The following is an 18,814-nucleotide window of genomic DNA, read 5'->3' on the forward strand; positions in this document are numbered from 1 at the left end:
TCTATGCCAGGGCACAATTTCGGCAACGACAACGAGCGTCATTTCCCGGCTTCGGACGCTTCGCCAGGTTCAGCGAAGACGGCTGAAGCAGATGGCGTGGAACGCGGCAATTCAAGGCACTCAAATTTTTCAGACGCACCTGGAGCAGCCGAGATGATCGAACCAAGCGTCGCAAATGGCAGTAACGCCGGAAACTGGCCGCAGGCTGCGCAACCTGCTGCAACCGCGTTGGAACCCGTACAGCCGGCTAAAGTTGCATCCGAGATTGGCGGCGCGGAATTGGCGTTTCGCTTCGATAGCTATGCGACTCCTCCCACATTCGGCGCGGTAGTCGAGCTTGGTGGCTCGCTCGGTCCGCACGTTTCGCCCGGTCAGGAAGAGGACCTCCACGTCATCGGCAAATCGATTCCCAATGCAATGGACGAACACGCGGTCGCCCACGTTCATAACGTTCCGCATCACGCCGCGCCTCATGACTTCCTGATTTGAAGCGCTCCATCGTTATTGATCGATGCAATCTTCGTGATTCACGCAACCGACCTTCTTTGAAAGCTCAGACCATTGCTCGAGAGCGGGCGCCGCCCCGTTGCGTGCTTCCGGCTCGGAAAGTGATCAGTGACATATCCTTGTCAAGAAACGTTCGTATATTGAGAACTTCTTGTGGCATCCAGGCAAGGGTTCGGGACGATCGTCATTCGCCTCTCGCGGTGCTGATGGCTTGCCGGAGCAATTGATCGGTGTCACGTCGCGTGCCGTATCTGGCTGTGTGTTTGATGTTTGCGGCCGTTGCAGCCGAAGCGGAGCCAAACGGTGCAACAATCGGGTCGCCGCGCGCGAGCTCGGAAATGTCCGCGCCTATGTCGTTCGACATTCCGGCCCAGCAGCTTGCCTCCGCACTCGAGCGATACGGCGATGCGACCGGTCGCGAAGTCCTCTACAGTCCGGCGCTTGCGCAGGGCCGCACCTCAGGAGCCGTCAAGGGCAGCTTTGAACCGGAGACGGCGCTGCAGCTGCTGCTTGCGGGCACCGGCCTTACCGCCCGCTTCCTGAAAGACGGCTCGTTCGTTCTAGCCCCGGCGCCCGAAGCCGCCGGACCGCCGGAAGGCAGTGCTGCTGCTCTCGCGCGCCAATACTATGGTGTCGTTCAGGCGCGGCTGCGCGATGCTCTGTGCCGGACCAACGGGGCGCGGCCTGGAAGCTATCGCATCGCGGCCCTGGTCTGGATCGCGCCGTCAGGGGCCGTAGCCAGGTTCGAACGACTTGGATCGGCCGGCACGGCCGAGCTGGACCGCGGCATCGACAGCGCGCTTCGACAGTTCAGTGTGGGTGCCCCGGTGCCCTCCGGCTTTGCACAGCCGGTATTGATCGTGGTCCTGCCGCAGACCTCGGGCGTCACAATGAGTTGTGGTGCGACGGTGTTGCCGCAGGCGGCCGGAGGCGTGCGGTGACTGAAGCCTCCGTGGCGATGCTGCGCCGGCTGCTGCTCGACCGATATGACGATCTCAAGCGGGGCTTGACCCGCCGCCTGGGTTCGTCCGAGATGGCGGGTGACGTCCTGCACGACACTTGGCTGCGCCTTGCCCGCACGGATACGACGATTGGCACCTTGCACAATCCGGTCAGCTATCTGCTGCGCATACTCTTCAACGTCGCACATGACCATCGTCGCGCTGAAAAGCGCCGTTTGACGAAGATCGACATCGAGCATCTGCTCGAGGTCGCCGACGAGACGCCTGGTCCCGCCGAAGTCGCGGAGGCACGGTCGGATCTGGATGCGATGGCCGCCATACTCGCTGAGCTGCCGCCGCGCCGTCGCACCATCCTGCTCGCGGCCAGGGTGGACAACATGGCGCGGCAGGAGATCGCGGATCGGCTTGGCGTATCCTTGCGCCTTGTCTCAAAGGAGCTGCAACTCGCCCATGAGTATTGTCTGGCGCGGCAAAGGCAAATGGGTGACGCGGATTGCGCACCGGACCCGCGAAATTCGTCATTGAACCGTGACCTGTCGCCGCCGCGCGGTGATCGCGACCATGACCAGGCTGAATGACTCCATGATTCAGGGACAGACGCAAAGGCTCGACCTGCTGCAACGCGAGGCGATCGCGTGGGTCCAGCGCATCGATTCCGGCCATGCGACGTCTGCTGATGCCGAGACCTTGCAACGATGGTGTGCCGCGAGCCCGGAGCATGCGGCTGCCTTCGCTGCGGCGAGCGGTGTATGGCGCGACATCCGCCGGGCCGGCGCGAGCATTCCGCGCAACCAAATCGAGGCGTTGCCGGTCCACCAGACGCCACGTCCGGTGCTCGATCGCCGGCTCCTTCTCGGTGGCGGGCTGGCCGCCGCAGCCGCCTATGTCGCTGTTACCAACCCGCCGCTGGGCCTGTGGCCGTCCCTCCGTGAACTGAATGCCGACTACAGAACGGCCGTTGGCGAGCAGCGGCAAGTCCGGCCGGCGGAGAACGTCGCGGTCCGGTTAAATACGCAGACCAGCATTGCGGTCCACCCCGCTGGCGGGGAGGGCGATCGCCTGGAACTGCTTGCAGGGCAGGCGCTCTTCGAGTCGGTCGAGAGCGTACGTCCGCTCGTCGTGTTGGCGGCGGATGGGCGTTCGATCGGCCGCCATGCACGCTTTGACGTGCGTTGCATGAGCGGTCCGGCCGGCACGGTGGTGAGCGTCGCCTGCTTCGACGGACAGGTGCGCATCGAGCGCAACGGCAGTTCTGCCGTCATCGGCCCGGCGCAGAGCTTGCGGTACGACGCCAGCGGGCTCGGTCGGGTTGCCGCGATTGACGCAGAGGCGGAATCCGCCTGGCAGCGCGGAATCGTCCTGTTCCGAGCTACCCCGCTCGCGGATGTGGTGGACGAGGTCAATCGTTATCGCGCCGGCCGAATTCTCCTTGTCAATCCAGGCCTCGCGCAGAGGCCGGTCAATGGCCGTTTCCGCATCGATCAGATGGATGAAATCCTCGTGCGCCTCGAACAGGCCTTCGATGTCAAGGCCCGAAAGCTGCCGGGCGGCCTGGTTCTGCTGGGCTGACGCCCCGCTGACAAGAAACTTTCACACAGAAACCGTGCGCGTTCGCCTACAGGCTTCCGTCTTAGAGCTAGATCGTTATCGCTCTGAATGACGAGGCACGACCCTTCATCGGGTTTAGCCGTGCTGCCAGAAGGAATGCCGTCTTGTCCCACCGCACCGTCCGTTTTCGCTCGTCCCGGTCCGTCAGACACGCGATGTTTCTCAGCGGTGCCAGTGTGGCTGCATTGCTGGTGGGGTCAGCTGCGGCCGATGCGCGCAACCTCGGCAGCGGCAGCGCGAGCCCGGTGGCAAACGTCGCCGTGACGACCAACACGGCGGGGCAGGCGGCATCGATCGCATCAGCGCAGGCGATGAGCCGGATCAACGCGTCGCTCCGTGCGATGCGCGACGTGCAGGCGGCGGCGAGAGCCGGCGCGTTGATCGGTCCGAATAATCTCGGCCTGAACAAAAATCATCCCGGAAATCTGCTTCCGAATGTGCCGAATGGTTTGGCTCCCGGAGGTCTCAATCCGACCAGCAATCCAACCGCGGTGATCGACGGCCAACCGGCCTGGACCGGCGCCGCTCAGCCGACCCAATCGACAGGCTCAAATGGGCGGGTCCAGGTCGAGGTCGTGCAGAACCAGCAGAAGGCGATCCTGACCTGGAACAAGTTCAATGTCGGACGCGAGACCGACTTGTACTTCAACCAGTCCGCCGGAGGCGGTGGCGCCGCCAACTGGATCGCGCTCAACCGTGTCCTCGACCCGAGCCTCGTTCCCAGCCAGATTCTCGGCACCATCAGGAGCGAAGGGCAGGTTTATATCATCAACAAGAACGGTATCATCTTCGGTGGCTCCAGCCAGGTGGATGTCGGCACCCTCGTGGCCACATCTCTCGCCTTGTCGAACGCGCAGTTCCTGGCTGGGATCAACACTTCCATAGTGCTCACCAACGACATACACCTGCCGACCTTCGGCGAATACAATCCGCGGCTGGCCAATTCGCAAAAGCCGGCCACCGATCCGAGCCAGCCTGCGCGCTTCACGCCGGATGGCGTGCCGGGTGACGTCACCATCCAGGCTGGAGCTCAAATCAGCGCGAAGACCGGCGGCAAGGCAATGCTGTTCGCGCCGATCGTTTCCAATGCCGGCCAAATCAGCGTCCCCGACGGCCAGATCATCATGGCTGCCGGCGAACAGGTCTATCTGAGAACCAATCCGAACGACGTACGCGGCGTGGACGTCGCCGTGACGGCCCCGATGCCCTGGCTGTTCAACTACAACCATTTGATGGGTGCGATCGCCGGCTGGGATCTCTTCACGGAGAAACCCTGGGGCGAAAGCGTTCGCGACATCCTGCTGCCCGAGATGTACGCGCGCGCGGCGTCGGTCGGCTACAAGGTCGTGAACACCGGCGTCGTGCAATCCGATCGCGGCAACATCACCGTGATGGGGCGCGAGATCTTCCAGGGCGGCGTGATGCTGGCGGCAACCGCGCTCAACAACCGCGAAGGATCGATCCGACTGGATGCCTACAGCAACGGCATGATGGCCTCGAGCGGCAGCCTCGACGCCCAGCTCGTGTATTGGAAGACGGGTGACCTGCATCTTTCGCCGGGCAGCGTCACCGCCGTTCTGCCTGATGCCACCGACACGAGTGAGATCGAGGAGACGGCGAAGGCCACGCGCTACAAGCCGGGGCGCGTCGAATTACGCGGTAACCTGATCGATATCGGGGCGCAGGCGAACATTCTGGTTCCCGCCGGCACCATCAGCATCGTGGCCAGCACCGTGCCCGCGCCCACCGAGGAGCCCATCAACGGCGAGACGCCGGTCCGCGACGGTAGCCGGATCTATATCGGCGAGGATGCCTATGTCAGCGCCGCCGGCGTGCAGGACGTCCTGATCCCGATGTCGCGGAGATTTGTGCAGGCCGAATTGCGCATCAACGAGCTGCGTGATTCACCGCTGCTGCGGAATTCGTGGCTGCGGGGCCAGAAGATCACGGTCGATCGCAGCGCCAGCGGCGTCTTCGCCGATGGAGCTATGGCCGGCGTGAACTGGGGAGGGGCCGCGGGCGAATGGATCGGGACGCCGCTGGGCGACGTCTCGGCCTGGATCGGCAACAGCAAGACGAATCTCGCCGAGCTGTCGACCATTGGCGGCAACATCACCCTCAAATCGGCCGGCTCGATCATTACCCGTCAGGGCTCGTTGCTCGATGTCTCGGGCGGGTCGTTCCGCTATCAGGACGGAATGGTCAACTCGACGAAGTTGCTCGGCGCCGATGGAAAAATCTACGACATCGCCTCGGCGACGCCGGACAGGATCTATGTCGGTTTCGCCGGCGGGTTCAATCGCACGCACAACAATTGGGGTAAATCGGAGTCCTGGAGCACGCCGTGGTCGACGAGCCACTTCGAACGTGGCTTCACCGAGGGACGCGACGCCGGCGCCATCCAGTTCTATGCCACCGAAGGTGTTGCGCTGGAGGGCGGCTACTGGGGCGGCGTGATCGTCGGCGAGCGTCAAGCCGTAAGCGGCAAGACCGCCAAGGCCGGCTCGCTGACGTTCGGCGGCGACGGCGACGAAGATCGGCTCTGGCTGCTCGGCAAGCTCGTGATCTCCAAGGATCCCACACAGCTGCCGACGAATTTCACGGCCACGTCGCAGCTTCCGTCCACCTGGTATTCGGGCGCTCCCGGCAACCAGGATTCGTTCCGGTTGCGAACGACCTATCTCGACTCGGATGCGCTTGCAGATGCCGGACTGGGGAAGATCGAGCTCTACGTCTCCAATAACGTCACGATCGAGAAGGGCACGACGCTCGAGCTGACGCCGGGCAGCACGTTTTCGATCAAGGCCAATTCCACCGTTGCATATAGCCAGGATTTCAAGATCGACGGGGTGATCCACGCACCCGGCGGCAATGTCAACCTCTTGGGCGCGGAGAACGTATCATTCGGAGCCGGTGCGGCCATCGACGTCAGCGGCCAATGGGTCAACCAAGTGAAAGGCGGCGCTGCCTCCGCTCTGCCGCCGGTCGTCAATGGCGGCAGCATCACGCTCGACCAGGCCCACTATCAGCCGGGCGTCGTGCTCGACGTATCCGGCGGTGGCTGGTACAGGCTGCGCGGCGGCAAGCCGCAAGTGAAATTCGGCGATGCCGGCAAGATTACGCTGAACACGACCGAAGTGGCGGAATTGGCGAACGCCGATATGCGGGCCTATGCGGCTGGCTCCGGCGGCAGTATGGCCATGAATCTGACTACGGAGTCGCTGCAGATCGGAGGCGGTACGCCGACGTCCCCCAACACCGTTCGCCTGTCGGAAACCCTGTTCTCGGAGCGTGGTTTCCGTTCGCTCCAGATCTCCACGGGCGGCGATATCACGATCGCCGAAGGAGCAAGCGTCACGCAGCTCCCATACAACGTTGATCTCAGGGGCGTCGACGTCTCGGGCTTCAGCACGGGCACGTCGATCAGCGAGATGGGCCCGCTCGCCGTGTTGTCGCCGTCGCAGCGCCTGGCGCTCGAGCCGACGTCGCTCTCGCTCAGCGGCAGGTCCGTGACGGTCGGCGCGGGAGCGACGGTGCGGACGGACACCGGCGGCACGATCGCGCTGTCCCTGCTCGGTTCTTCGACCGGTACACTGTCTGTTGCCGGCAGGGTGGAGGCCCTGGCTGGCACGATCAATCTTGCTGCAAGCACGGGATCGATCGTTGTGGCAAATACTGGCGCAATCGTCGCGCGCGGTACGGCAGTCAGCGAAATCGACGTCAAGGGACACCGCAGCGGCGTCGTACGCAATGGCGGCTCGGTTGCGTTTGAGGCGGCCACGGTCGCACTCGAAGCCGGCTCGCTGGTCGACGTCGCGGGTGTCAGTGGCGAATTCGACATCGAGTCGAATGACCACCAGTTCGCGCCAGTCACCCTCGCCAGCAATGGCGGTTCGATCAGTGTCAAAGCCCAGCAGGGCTTGGTGCAGGGAGCCTGGCGCGGCCAGAGCGGGGGCAGTGGCGCACGTGGCGGCAAGGTGACGTTGGCGTCTGCGCTGTCGACCGTAATCCTGTCCGAAACGGCGGCTTCCCAGTCCGGTCTGGTCGTGCGCAGCTCGAGCCTGCAGGGGGCTGGCTTCGCCGATCTCGTTCTCCCGTCGACGACACGGCTGGATGGTGTCGACCTCGCCTTCAGCGGCTCGATTTCGATCACCGGATCCCTGATCAACGGCAACGGCGCCAGCTCGCGGTTCTTTGCGCCTTACATCTCGTTGTTCAGCCTGGCGCCGAGCAATCCGGTGCGCGCAGGCACGCTGACGCTGGCCGGGTCCGTGATCGACATCGTGCAGGCAAACATCCGTGGCTTCGAACGAACGGTGCTCGAGGCAAACGACATCCGGCTGACGCACAGCAATGTCAGCCAGCCCGCGTTCCTGGACGTCGACGGCACGCTGATCGTGAAGGCCGGTCAGATCTATCCCACCTCGCAGATCAACGCGACGATCATGGCCAGCGACAAACTCATCGTGCAGCAGAACGGAACTCCCGGTCTGGCACTGTCGGCCGGCGGGACCCTGACGCTCGAAGCGCCGACGATCGAGCAGAACGGCACCCTGCGCGCGCCGTTCGGCCAGATCACGCTCAAGGCCAGCCAGCGCCTCACCCTCGGCGCCGGCAGCGTCACCTCGGTGACCGGCGACGGCCTCGTGCTGCCTTACGGTGCTCTCAGCAACAACGAAAACTGGACGGTGACGACCGGGCCGTTGCCGACAACCATTGCCAGCCTGCCGGAAAAGCGCGTGACGCTCGAGGCGCCGACGGTCGAGCTCGCCCCCGGATCGGTGGTGAACATCAAGGGTGGCGGCGACTTGATGGCATGGGAGCACGTGCCGGGACCGGGCGGCTCGCACGACATGCTGGCGCTTCCGGGCCTGTTCGCGGTCATGCCGGCTTTCGCGGGTGCGACAGCGCCCAGCTCGGCGTCGATCCGCAGCGGAGATCGCATCTGGCTCGACGCCGGCAGCGGATTGCCGGCAGGCTGGTACACGCTGCTGCCGGCCTCCTACGCGATGCTTCCGGGCGCTTATGCGATCCAGGCAGTCGCCGGTTCGACAGGCCGGGCGACGACGTCCGCGGTAATGGCCGACGGCACGGCGGTCGTGTCCGGCTATCGCGCCAATGCGCTCGACGGCAGCCGCGACCAGCAGTCGTCCGCGTGGCGCGTGATGTCGGGCTCTGTGCTAAGGCAATACAGCGAGTACAATGAAGCCTTCGCCAACACCTTCTTCGCCTCCGATGCGTTCAAGCTGACGCAGTATCGGCTCACGGGTCAGCAGATCGTCACGCCGCGTCTGCCGGTCGACGGCGGCTCGGTTGTGTTCAAGGCGACACAGGACCTGATCTTGAAGGGCGAGTTGCATTCTCAGGCCGCAGCGGGTGCCCGCGGCGGCCTGGTCGATATCGCCGCCAACAAGATCGCAATCCTGGGTGCCGACCAGAGCGCCGGCACTTTGCGGGCCGATGGTTATCTGGTCATCGATGCCGCTGCTCTGTCCGGCTTCGGCGCCGGCAGCCTGCTGGTCGGTGGTTTCCGCAGCGGCGACGTCGGCGGTCTGCGTGTTGATGTGCAGGCTCACGACATCGTCGTGCGCAACAGTGCAAATTCGGCGTTGACGGGACCGGAGATCATCCTGGCCGCAAGCGACACGATCGATGTCTCCGCAGGCAGCGTCATCGTCGCGCGCGGCGAGGCGCCGACCGGCGCCGGCGATCTCGTGATGGCCCCGCAGGCGTCCGATCGCGACTGGGGTGCTTTGATCCGCCTGTCCAACGGCGACGCGGTTCGGGTCCGCCGCAAGAACGTCGATACGACCGTCGGCGGCCGGGTAACGATCGGTGCCGGTGCCACCCTCGACGGCGGCAAGAGTCTTCTGATCGACGCGACGGGGAACGCGCTCGTCACCCAGGCCAGCCTGACGGGCGCAGCGCTGTCCCTGGCTTCGGGCCGGATTGGCTTCGGCGGCGGCAGCGGGCTGGTGCTCGATGCCGCGGCACTGGCCGCGCTCAACAAAACCCAGCACCTGACCTTGCGCAGCTATTCAACCATCGATTTCCACAGCGCGGTGGACCTGTCGGGCCTCAAGGCCGTGACGCTCGATGCCGCAGGGCTGGTGGGCCGCGGCAACAGCGAGATCGCGGTGAACGGCAATCGGGTTGTGCTGGAAAATACGGCGAGCACGTTCAGCGAGCCGGTTGGCGCCGGTCATGGCAGTTTGAAGCTCACGGCAACCGAGCTGACCCTGGGTGAGGGCGCCAAGGCACTGCGTGGTTTCGACACCATCGTGCTGACGGGAACGACACGCATTACCGGCGAAGGCAAGGGCTCGCTCGATGTCGCCGGCGCGGCGGTGACTCTGTCAGCGCCGGTCATGACCGGCCGGAGCGGCAGCCAGCAGTCGGTCACCACGACCGGAATCCTCACGGTTGCCGCTTACGGGACGGCTAGCCCTGCGCGCGACCAGGACAGCCTTGGCTCCCGCTGGACGCTCACCGGCCGCGCCGTCGATTTCGCCGGACGGATCGACGCGCTGGGCGGAACAGTCAAGCTGAACGCCACCAATGGCAACGTCAATCTCGCGGCAGGTTCGCGGATCGACGTCGGGGGCTTCGAGAAGGAGTTCTTCGACGTGTCCGAATATGCCGATGCCGGAATCATCTCGCTGGGTGCCCGCGGCGGCTCGGTGCTGCTCGCGTCCGGCGCGACCCTCGATCTCGGCTCGGCCCGCGACTCCGAAGGACGTCCCATCGGTGGCGGTGCGGGCACGCTTGCGATCGAACAGGACAGCAGCCAGGTCACGCTGGAAGGCACGATCAATGCCAGGGCCGCGGCGGGCAAACGCGGCGGCTCCTTCTCGCTCGACATCGCCGCGTTGTCGGATTTCGGCGGGCTCAACCAGCGCCTGAATGGCGCCGGCTTCACCAAATCGCGCAGCTTCCGGATTCGTTCCGGCGACGTCACGCTCGACGGCGCGACCACGGCCGAGGAATTCGCGCTGGCTGCCGATCAGGGTACGGTGACCGTCGCAGGCTCGATCGACGCGCGTGCGACCTATGGCGGCTCGATCTCGATCTATGGCGGCCAGGGTCTGACCGTGACGAATGCGGCGCTGCTGCGGGCGGGTGCGACCGACACGGTGAATGGGCTCGGCTCCGGCCGGGTCACACTCGGAATCTCGAACGGCGTGCTGCGGGTACTGGGCGGCGTGATCGACGTGGCGGGCGGCGAAGGCGGCAAGGTCACCCTGCGTGCGCCCGTCATCGAGCAGCCAGGGGCCGACAAGGTGAATGTCAGCTTTGCCGGCACGATCAACGGCGCGCGCGAGATCGTGCTGGAGGGCTACAAACGCTTCGACCTTGCGACGCTTGCATCCGATCCGCGCTTCGTCGGCGTCACCGTCAATAGCGGCGGCCAGGCCGAACTCGATCTCACGAAGGCCGCGGCCGGCAAGCTCAACGTGCTGGCAGATTACGGCGCCGGCACGCTGGTCGAATTCGTGCGCGACTTCGACGTCAGTGCCGGCTATGCGGATCTTGGCTCACTGACGAGCCAGTCGAACTTCCACGCGCGCGCGGGCATAGAGCTCAATTTTTCCGGCGACATCGTGCTCAAGAGTAACTGGAATCTCGGCGCAGGCGTGGTCAATCAGGCCTCGGCGCTCGCGGCTGGCGTGATGGCGATCGAGCCGGTACTGGGCAAGGCCTATGTGGTTGCCGGCAAGGAAAGCGCTTTGCTCCGTGACCATACGACCATGGCTTATCGCACCGGCGGCAGCATTCTCGGAGAGCCGGGCGTCCTGACCATGCGCGCCGGAGGGAATATCGATCTGAAGGGCAGCGTGACGGACGGCTTCTTCCAGTTCGCCAACCCGCTGGATTCGACATACGTCGCCGCCAAAGGCACCATCTCGACGAACCTGAGCATGGTGTTCAACGTCGGTCGCACCAGTACCACGTCCAATCTCTCGCCCTACGACAGCGCGAGCACAACCAACCCTTCAGTCTATGCCGGTATCACCTTTGCGACGGTCGGCACGAGGAAAACCGAAACCGTGACGGCGCCGCCCACGCTGGTCGGTGTTCCCTATAGCGCAGAGGCCAACTCGCCGGGCGCAAGTGCGCCGAATGCGCTCGCTTATTCGGTCCTGTTCCCCTCCATCACCGAGCCGGACGGCTCGAGGGTGGCGGTGCCTTCCTGGAGCTTGGGGCTCGTCGCGGGCGCCACGCCGATGGGCGAAAGCGCCGACCCGACGCGCCTCGCCAGCGGCGCGACGGGCAAGATCACGCTCAGCGAGCAGGCGGGTTACACCTATGTCAGCGGCCTGAATTCCGTCGCCGCGACCGCTCTTGTCGACTCGGTTGCCAGCTTTGGCGCGGGCAGTGCGCCTGGTTCGACGACGATGAATCCCGCCGATTGGCCTGCGAGCCTGGAGTCCACCTCTGGCACCCGTCTCAACAGCAATTCCAGCGCGCAGATTTCTTTCGGTCTGCCGACGGATCCAGCCTACGGCTACGTGCTCGACCTCTGGAATGACTATGCCGCCGCGAAGGGCCTGAACACCAATCCGGCGCAACCGCAGGCCGACTTCAGATGGACCAGCACGGCCGCGAGCGGCGGTAGCCGCCTCAACGTCATCACGAAATACTCGACCTTCAAGGACTTCTACCTGACGAAGATCGTCCCCAATCTTGCGACCATCACTTCGCTCTATGCGACGACCAAGCCCGGGCCGACCACGACCACCGTCAATCCGATCACCATGGTTCGCACCGGCACCGGCGACGTCAGCATCGCGGCGCGTGGTGATCTGCAGCTCAAGGGCGGCGCCTCGATCTATACCGCTGGCCGGCGCGATCTCGCCACGTTCAACGATTTCACCACCGCGCCGGCGAACGCGACCTACGGAGTGGGCGGCGGCCATCTCGCCGTTGCGGTCGGCGGCAATATCGACGTGGCCCTGCCGGCGGACCGCTCGCAGATGCAGCACTATTCGGAGTGGCTAAACCGGCAGGGTGCGACGGATAACGCCTACGTCTTCGGTCCCTGGGCTCATTCCGCATACGGCCAGATGCCGGCTCAACAAAGCTCCTGGTGGATTGACTACGCCAACTTCCTGCGCGGGGTCGGCGCGCTGGGCGGCGGCAATGTCGAGGTCCGCGCCGATGGCGATCTCAACAATCTGACGGTCGCGCTGCCGACCAATGGCCGTGTGCGGGGCGGGCGCTCCACGACGGAGGCAAAGTTCCTGGAACTGCGCAACGGCGGCGCGATGACCGTTGAGGCGGGCGGCGCCGTTCGCGCCGGCTATTACTACATCGGGCGCGGCGCCGGAACGATTACCGCTGGTGAATTTGCGGTCGGGCGCGATGTCAAGGCGCTGGTAGGGACGCAAATCGTCACCTATCCGATCGCCCCGATCCTGTCGCTCGGTGACGCAACCCTGGACGTGCGAACCGCAGGCGACCTGCGGCTGCAAACGGTCCTCGATCCGCTTCTGGTCGGCAAGGGGATGTCCCACGAACTGACGTTCATGAGCAGTCAAAGCGAGCGCACCGCGCTCAACCTGACATCGACGGGCGGAGACGTGATCCTGGTCGGGCAGGCGACATATCTGTCCAAGGACATAACGACGCCGGCCTTGCAGGTGTTTGCGAATGTGAACTCGTTGGCCGCAAATATCTATCCGCCGAAAACGCGCGTCACGGCGCTGAACGGCTCCGTGCTGAACAGCACGCTGTACACGATGCCGAGCAGAAATCCGGAGCTGCGGCTTCTCGCCGCAAACGACGTCCTCGTCGGCGAGATCGTTATGTCCCGCGCTGCGCTCGAGATGATTCCGTCACCGTTCGAGCCTGTGGGAGGCACCGTTTCCTCTCCGGTCAACCTCGGCGGTTCCTCGCCGGACACCCTGAGCGGGCTCCACAACGTCTTGGTCAATCCCTTCTCCGCGCCGGCCAGCAATATCGCCGGCCACACGCTGCATCTGTACAACCTTCGCAATCCCGACCATCTGCCGAACGAGGCAGACTACGAGCCGAGCCGTGTCTATGCCTTGAACGGATCGATCGTTGGAACGCTAATAACCCAGAGCGGCTCGATCCTCACGGCCGGCGTCATGGCCAACGAGCAGACCTGGTTCCGTGCCGGCACGGATATCCGCAACATCAACTACTCACTGCGCAACGTTCATCCGACCGACGTGTCGTTACTCGAGGCTGGCAACGACATCATCGGCGGCCCGGTGCGAGGCTCGATCTTTGTCCAGGGACCGGGCGCAATGCAGGTGAGCGCGGGCCGTGACGTATACGCGCCGGAATTGGCGATCTTCAGCACAGGCAATCAGGAATATGATTCCAACAACCGGCCAAAGGATTTCACGCAGATCCTCGGCCTGCCTCAGCAGAGCGCGGCGATCACCGTGATGGCGGGCCTCAAGGGCAAGCAACCATCCTATGATGCGTTCCTGGCGGTCTATCTCGATCCGGCAAACATCGGGAAGATGCCCGATTATCTCAAGACCACGTTGGCGGACGGCACGGTGGTACCGCTCTATCTCACCGACGCATTCGAGCAACGTTCCTCCGGGCCGCACAGGACCCGCACCGGCATCGTCTCCTTCGTGGAGGACGTGACCGGCGAGAAGCTGTCTCCGCTTGATGCCTGGACCAAATTCCAGACCCTGCCGATGCTGGTGCGCGAACGCTTCGTTCGGCAGGTCTACATGCAGGAGCTACGGGCCGCAGGCGATGACCAGAACACACCCGACACGAGCGGTAAGCCACGCAATGGCGGTTATAATCGCGGTTATGCCGCGATCGAGACGCTGTTCCCGGGCAGCGACTGGGCGGGCGACGTCAGGACCGGAAATGCCAAGTTCCGCACCATGTCGGGCGGCAGCATCGAGGTCTTGACCCCCGGTGGCGGCCTGCAAGTTGCTGCGCTCGGCAAGCCGGCGCCGGTGGAGTTCGGCCTCGTCACACTGGGACCGGGCGACATCAACCTCTTTGCGCGCGACAGCGTCACCGTGAACCGCTCGCGTATCCTGACCTTTGCCGGCGGCAACGAGATCATCTGGTCGACGCAGGGCGACATCGACGCCGGCCGCGGCGCCAAGACCGCGCGCGTGCCCTCGGCGCCGGAGATCCTGACCGATATCGATGCCGTCACGCGCGTGCTCGAGAAGGCCGATATTTCCGGAAGCGGCATCGGAACGATCATCGGCTTCACCGGGGTGACGGAAGGTGACGTCAACCTGATCGCTCCCCAGGGTACCGTGAATGCCGGCGACGCCGGCATCCGCGTCAGCGGCGACATCCTCATTGCGGCGCGCTTCGTCGTCAACGTGGACAACATCCAGGTGTCGGGCCAGAGCAAAGGAGTGCCGAAGGCGGAGGTCAAAACTGCGCCGCTCGCGATCGATACCAAGGACAAGGCTGCAAATGACGCCGTGAAGGACGTGACCAAGCAGGGATCTTCGGATCGGCCGTCGGTGATCATCGTCGAAGTTCTCGGGTACGGCGGTGGCGGCGGCGGTCAGTTTCCTCAGCCCGATGCCGGCGACGATGAGAGGCGGCGGGCGCCCGACAAGCAGAGCTACGATCCGAACGGCATGTTCCGCGTGCTCGGCAATGGCGAGTTCACGGCCGAGCAGTTGAAGAACCTGACGGAGGACGAGCGAGCCGTGCTGTTGCAGCGGCTGGGGCGCAAGGCGTCGCTCTAGGGCAGGGCCCGGGCAGGCATCCGGGTCCGACGTCCGGTCGTGCCGGTTCGTATCGATCGGCCGGGTGGGGCCCCACCCGGCCGATTGCACCGGTTAGATCACTGTCATGCAAACGATATAGAGGAGGCATCGCCCGCGCTTCAACGATCCAAACAGCCGAAGTGCGGTTTCTGGTCGACAAGAGCAGCACGATGAAAGCAGTTACATTGCATGGCGTCGCGGCGTCGGATGCCGACGGTCCTCGAGGCGGTCGCCGCGCCGCGTTCCGCTTGCTGGTGCTATTGCCCGCCTGGCTGATGACGGTCATCCTCGGCGCCAATGCCGCTGAAGAAGACCGGGTGGCGCGTGCGGAAAGGCCGATCGCATTCCGCATTCCGGCACAGTCCCTGGCTGGTGCGCTGCAAGCCTATGGACAGATCACCGGCATTCAAGTGCTCTATGAAAGCAACTCCGCGGTCGGTCGAACGTCGGTCGCGGTTGAAGGAACGTATGCCGCCGATGAAGCGCTGAACCTGCTGCTCGCGGGCACGGAGCTGAAGGTGCGCTATATTCGTCCCGACGCCATCACGCTTGCTCTTCCCAGCGCAGAAGGTGTCGGCTATGCACCTCCGGCGGCTCCGCTCGCAACATCGGACCTGTTCCTGGGAAGATTGCGCGTGCGTCAGACCGGCGATGCCGACGACGCCGCCAGATTGCAGGATTATAGCCAAAGAGTGCAGATGGACATTCAGAATGCACTTCGAAAGAACGCAAGGACGCGCGATGGCAATTATCGCGCGGTGCTGGATATCTGGATCGATCCCGCGCGCACGATCGAACGCACCGAGTTATTCCGCTCGACCGGGGACCATGAACGGGATCTTGCGGTGTCGGCGGCGCTTCGGGGCTTGACGATCAGCAAGCCGGCGCCAGCGAATACGCCACAGCCGGTCCGCGTCGTCATCATGGTGAAGTCCCTGCAATGAGCGACAGCGATGTCCGCCCTGGAAACGAGAAGGGACGAGCGGCGGTCTTTGGATCCTATCGAGACGACGACCTGGATGCCGCCTCGCCATCGGGAGAGTTCTATCGCCTGCTGGGTATTCCCGCCCTGGCGGCCGTTCTTTTCGTTGGTGGCGTTTACTGGATCAGGATGCAAGTGCCAGCCGGCTCTCCGGGGCAACAGTCGGCTGCGATCGTGCAGGTTCAGCTGCTTCCGCGGCCCGATGCCGTTCCGATAGCAGTCGCTTCGGATTCTCAACCGGAAAAGGAGAATGTCGCCAGCAGCGCCGATACGCCATTGAAGGACCCAAATCCGACGCCATCCGACGATCCCGTTCCGGTCCCGAAAGCGAGAAGCTTCACGCCCGGAGACGCTCCGCCCTCAAATGTCATGTCGGCGCCGTCCGCCGTGAGCGGACCTGCCAGCAGTGCCGCCATCAAATTTCAGCAGTCGCTGCTTCGGCACGTTTCGCGCTATCAGCGCTATCCCAACGCGGCGCGCGCGATGCACCTTGAAGGAACGGTCGTCACGCAGTTCGCCATGGCCAGGGATGGTACGCTACTCGGCGTCTGGGTTCGGACGAGCTCGGGTCAATTGCTGCTCGACAAGGAGGCGATCGAGACCATCCGGCGAGCCCAGCCGCTGCCGCCGATTCCGCCCGAGCTGCCGGATCGGCTCAATATTCATCTGGAGCTCGAGTTTTGACCCGCCATGAAGTCCGTGCTTGGGCGATGGACAGGCATTCGTGCAGTGGCGGGCCGGACGCGATGTCGTCGCTCGCGCCTTGTGTCATAAATGTGTAGCCCGGCAACGCTACGACCTTCCGAACCTTTTGCAGTAGTTGCGTAGGCAATGTTTGCGCCGGAAATACCAGAGTATGTTGGGCACGTGAAACGTGGCTGATAGCAATCGAATACGGCTGCGGGGGCAGTTGGTCGAGAACTATGAAGGCCTGATCCGGAAGCTTACGCGCCGGTTAGGATCGGCCGATTTCGCCCACGAAGCCTTGCACGAAACGTTTCTGCGTCTCGACCGAGTCACGGATGCCGAGCCCGTACGCAGTCCTGCCGATTACATCTTTCGTACCGCCATCAATATCGCGAAGGATCGCCAGAAAGCGCAGAACTATCGTGTCAGCGCGTCGGAGATAGATGCGCTTCTCGATATATGTGATGACGAACCCGATCCGGCCAGAGTGGTCGAGGCGCGTTCGGAAATCGAGGCATTCAAGCGCGCGCTTGCCGAGTTGCCGCCACGGCCCCGCGAGGTTCTTCGGAGTATTTCGATCGAGGGGCAACCAGCGCACCAGGTCGCCGCGCGTCTCAATGTCAGCATCCGGACCGTCGAGAGCGATCTGAAGCTGGCGCTTGGCCATTGTGCCGACAGCCTCGAACATACATTGCGACGCCGTCTCGGCGGCCCGCGTCCGCGATCCTGAGCGCGTCGATATTGCAACCCGGCGCATCGGAGGGCTTTTTTCGCCTGGCGCAGGCAGAAGGTTTGATCGATAGGCTATCCTTGCATGGTTTTTCTTCGGGATAGCCGGGCGCCATTCGTCTATCGAATAGATGCACCGGCAGGCGTCTCAGGCCGCGAGCTAAACAGAGGACTTCCGGGGGGAATGACGCAGGTGACGGCAGTGACAGCGATTGCAAGGTGGGCTAAGCCGGCAGTCGCGGCCGCTCGCTTCCCCGACCGCGGATGTGTCTTGCCGTTGATTGCCGGGGCGTTGCGGCCGATGTCCCGGTCCGGAAGGCGCTGTTCGAAATTGAGGGGAATCGATAACATATCGCCTCTGACCGTCTTTGGCCCGGTGTGGGTACCGGTCTGGCGAGTGCGATAGATGGGCTAGGGATCTTGACCGCGACCAACGAAACAACTGAGCCGGATGCGCTTCTGCACGAAGCCCTGGACTTCGTCGTTCGCCTCAAGACGGGTGAACCGACCAGGGCAGACGTCGAGGCGCTGCAAGCGTGGCGTCAGCAAAGCGGCGCGCACGAAGCCGCCTTCAGGAACGCGGCTCGGGTCTTTCGTCATGCGGGCGTCGCTGCGCAGGAGTTGGCGGATCGGCCGGTGACAGGAGACGTCGCACGGCTGACACGAAGACCGGTGTCCCGGCCCATTGGACGGCGCGCCTTTCTGGGAGGTGCGGGCGCCGCGGCAGCGGCCGCGGTGGGGTACGCAATCGTTCGTCCGCCGCTTGGCCTTTGGCCGTCGCTCGGAGAACTCTCCGCCGATTACCGGACCGGAAAGGGCGAGTTGCGCAAAATCGCGGTCGCGCCGAACGTGTCTCTGGAGCTGAATACGCAGACCAGCATCGCGCTGCGTTCGGCGTCAAACGAAACCCGGATTGAACTGATATCGGGTGAAGCCTCTGTAGCGGCGACGTCCGCCGCCACCCCCTTTGTGCTGCTGGCGGCGAATGGTCAGATCTCCGCGGTGGAAGCGGATTTCAACGCGCGTTGCCTCGATGGCGCCGTGTCGGTGACCTGCCTGAGCGGCAGCGTTGATGTTGCGCAAGGCGAGAGAACGGTGCGACTTGGCAGGGCACAGCAGGTGTCCTACTCGCCGGGCGGCATCGAAGCCTCGGTGCAGGTCGACCCGGGGCAGGTGACAGCCTGGCAATCGGGGCTCCTGATCTTCCGCGATCGGCCGCTTGCGGACGTCGTGGAAGAGGTCAATCGTTATCGTTCCGGCAAGATCATTATCACCAATCCGGATCTCAAACGCCGCATGGTCAACGGCACGTTTCAGATCGACAAGCTCGGGGATTTCGTGCCCCAGGTTCAGCAGCTGTTCGGAGCCCAGGCGCGGTCGCTGCCGGGCGGAGTTGTGCTGCTCGGTTGAGCCTCATCCGGCCGGATGGGTAGGCCCATTCTCGTTACTGCGCGAGAATCGATGCTGGCACGTCACGCCAGATGCTGCTCGTAAAATAATCGCTAACGTTTCCCGATCTTGCAAAAAAGTTTTGCGGGTTGGGCGAGGCCCAGTCGTCTTTAGAGCGAGGGGACGTGATCACGGTGTCCGGCCGTGACCTC

General features: G+C 64.0%; 8 protein-coding genes and 1 pseudogene. All 9 read left to right on the forward strand.

Annotation, left to right across the window (positions count from 1 at the left end):
* Nucleotides 1-489, forward strand: a pseudogene (locus BM190_RS40205) (LuxR C-terminal-related transcriptional regulator); the annotation flags it as partial.
* A 356-nt stretch (nt 490-845) separates the two neighbouring features.
* Nucleotides 846-1,448 carry an STN domain-containing protein gene (locus BM190_RS03515; protein WP_177236893.1) on the forward strand — a complete coding sequence of 201 codons (603 nt, stop codon included), beginning with the start codon at nt 846-848 and terminating at the stop codon, nt 1,446-1,448.
* Nucleotides 1,445-2,047: an RNA polymerase sigma factor gene (locus tag BM190_RS03520; protein ID WP_018319904.1), complete on the forward strand. Its 603-nt coding sequence runs from the start codon at nt 1,445-1,447 to the stop codon at nt 2,045-2,047. Before BM190_RS03515 ends, BM190_RS03520 begins: the two co-directional genes overlap by 4 nt.
* Nucleotides 2,031-3,038, forward strand: coding sequence for a FecR family protein (locus tag BM190_RS03525; RefSeq protein ID WP_092252973.1), 1,008 nt, complete (start codon nt 2,031-2,033; stop codon nt 3,036-3,038). The genes BM190_RS03520 and BM190_RS03525 overlap by 17 nt, the downstream gene beginning before the upstream one ends.
* A gap of 194 nt (nt 3,039-3,232) precedes the next feature.
* A complete protein-coding gene (locus BM190_RS03530) occupies nt 3,233-14,794 on the forward strand; it encodes a filamentous hemagglutinin family protein (protein WP_092252021.1) in 11,562 nt (3,853 codons plus the stop codon).
* Between the two features lie 191 nt (nt 14,795-14,985).
* Nucleotides 14,986-15,759, forward strand: a complete 774-nt coding sequence (locus tag BM190_RS03535) for an STN domain-containing protein (protein WP_210286342.1) — start codon at nt 14,986-14,988, stop codon at nt 15,757-15,759.
* Entirely contained in the window at nt 15,756-16,481 is a 726-nt protein-coding gene (locus tag BM190_RS03540) for an energy transducer TonB (protein ID WP_092252025.1), read from the forward strand. The genes BM190_RS03535 and BM190_RS03540 overlap by 4 nt, the downstream gene beginning before the upstream one ends.
* Nucleotides 16,482-16,671: 190 nt before the next feature.
* Entirely contained in the window at nt 16,672-17,214 is a 543-nt protein-coding gene (locus BM190_RS03545; protein WP_092252027.1) for an RNA polymerase sigma factor, read from the forward strand.
* 419 nt (nt 17,215-17,633) lie between these two features.
* Entirely contained in the window at nt 17,634-18,623 is a 990-nt protein-coding gene (locus tag BM190_RS03550; RefSeq protein ID WP_092252029.1) for a FecR family protein, read from the forward strand.
* Nucleotides 18,624-18,814: the final 191 nt, after the last annotated feature.

This window comes from Bradyrhizobium sp. Rc3b, assembly GCF_900114915.1.
GTDB lineage: Bacteria > Pseudomonadota > Alphaproteobacteria > Rhizobiales > Xanthobacteraceae > Bradyrhizobium.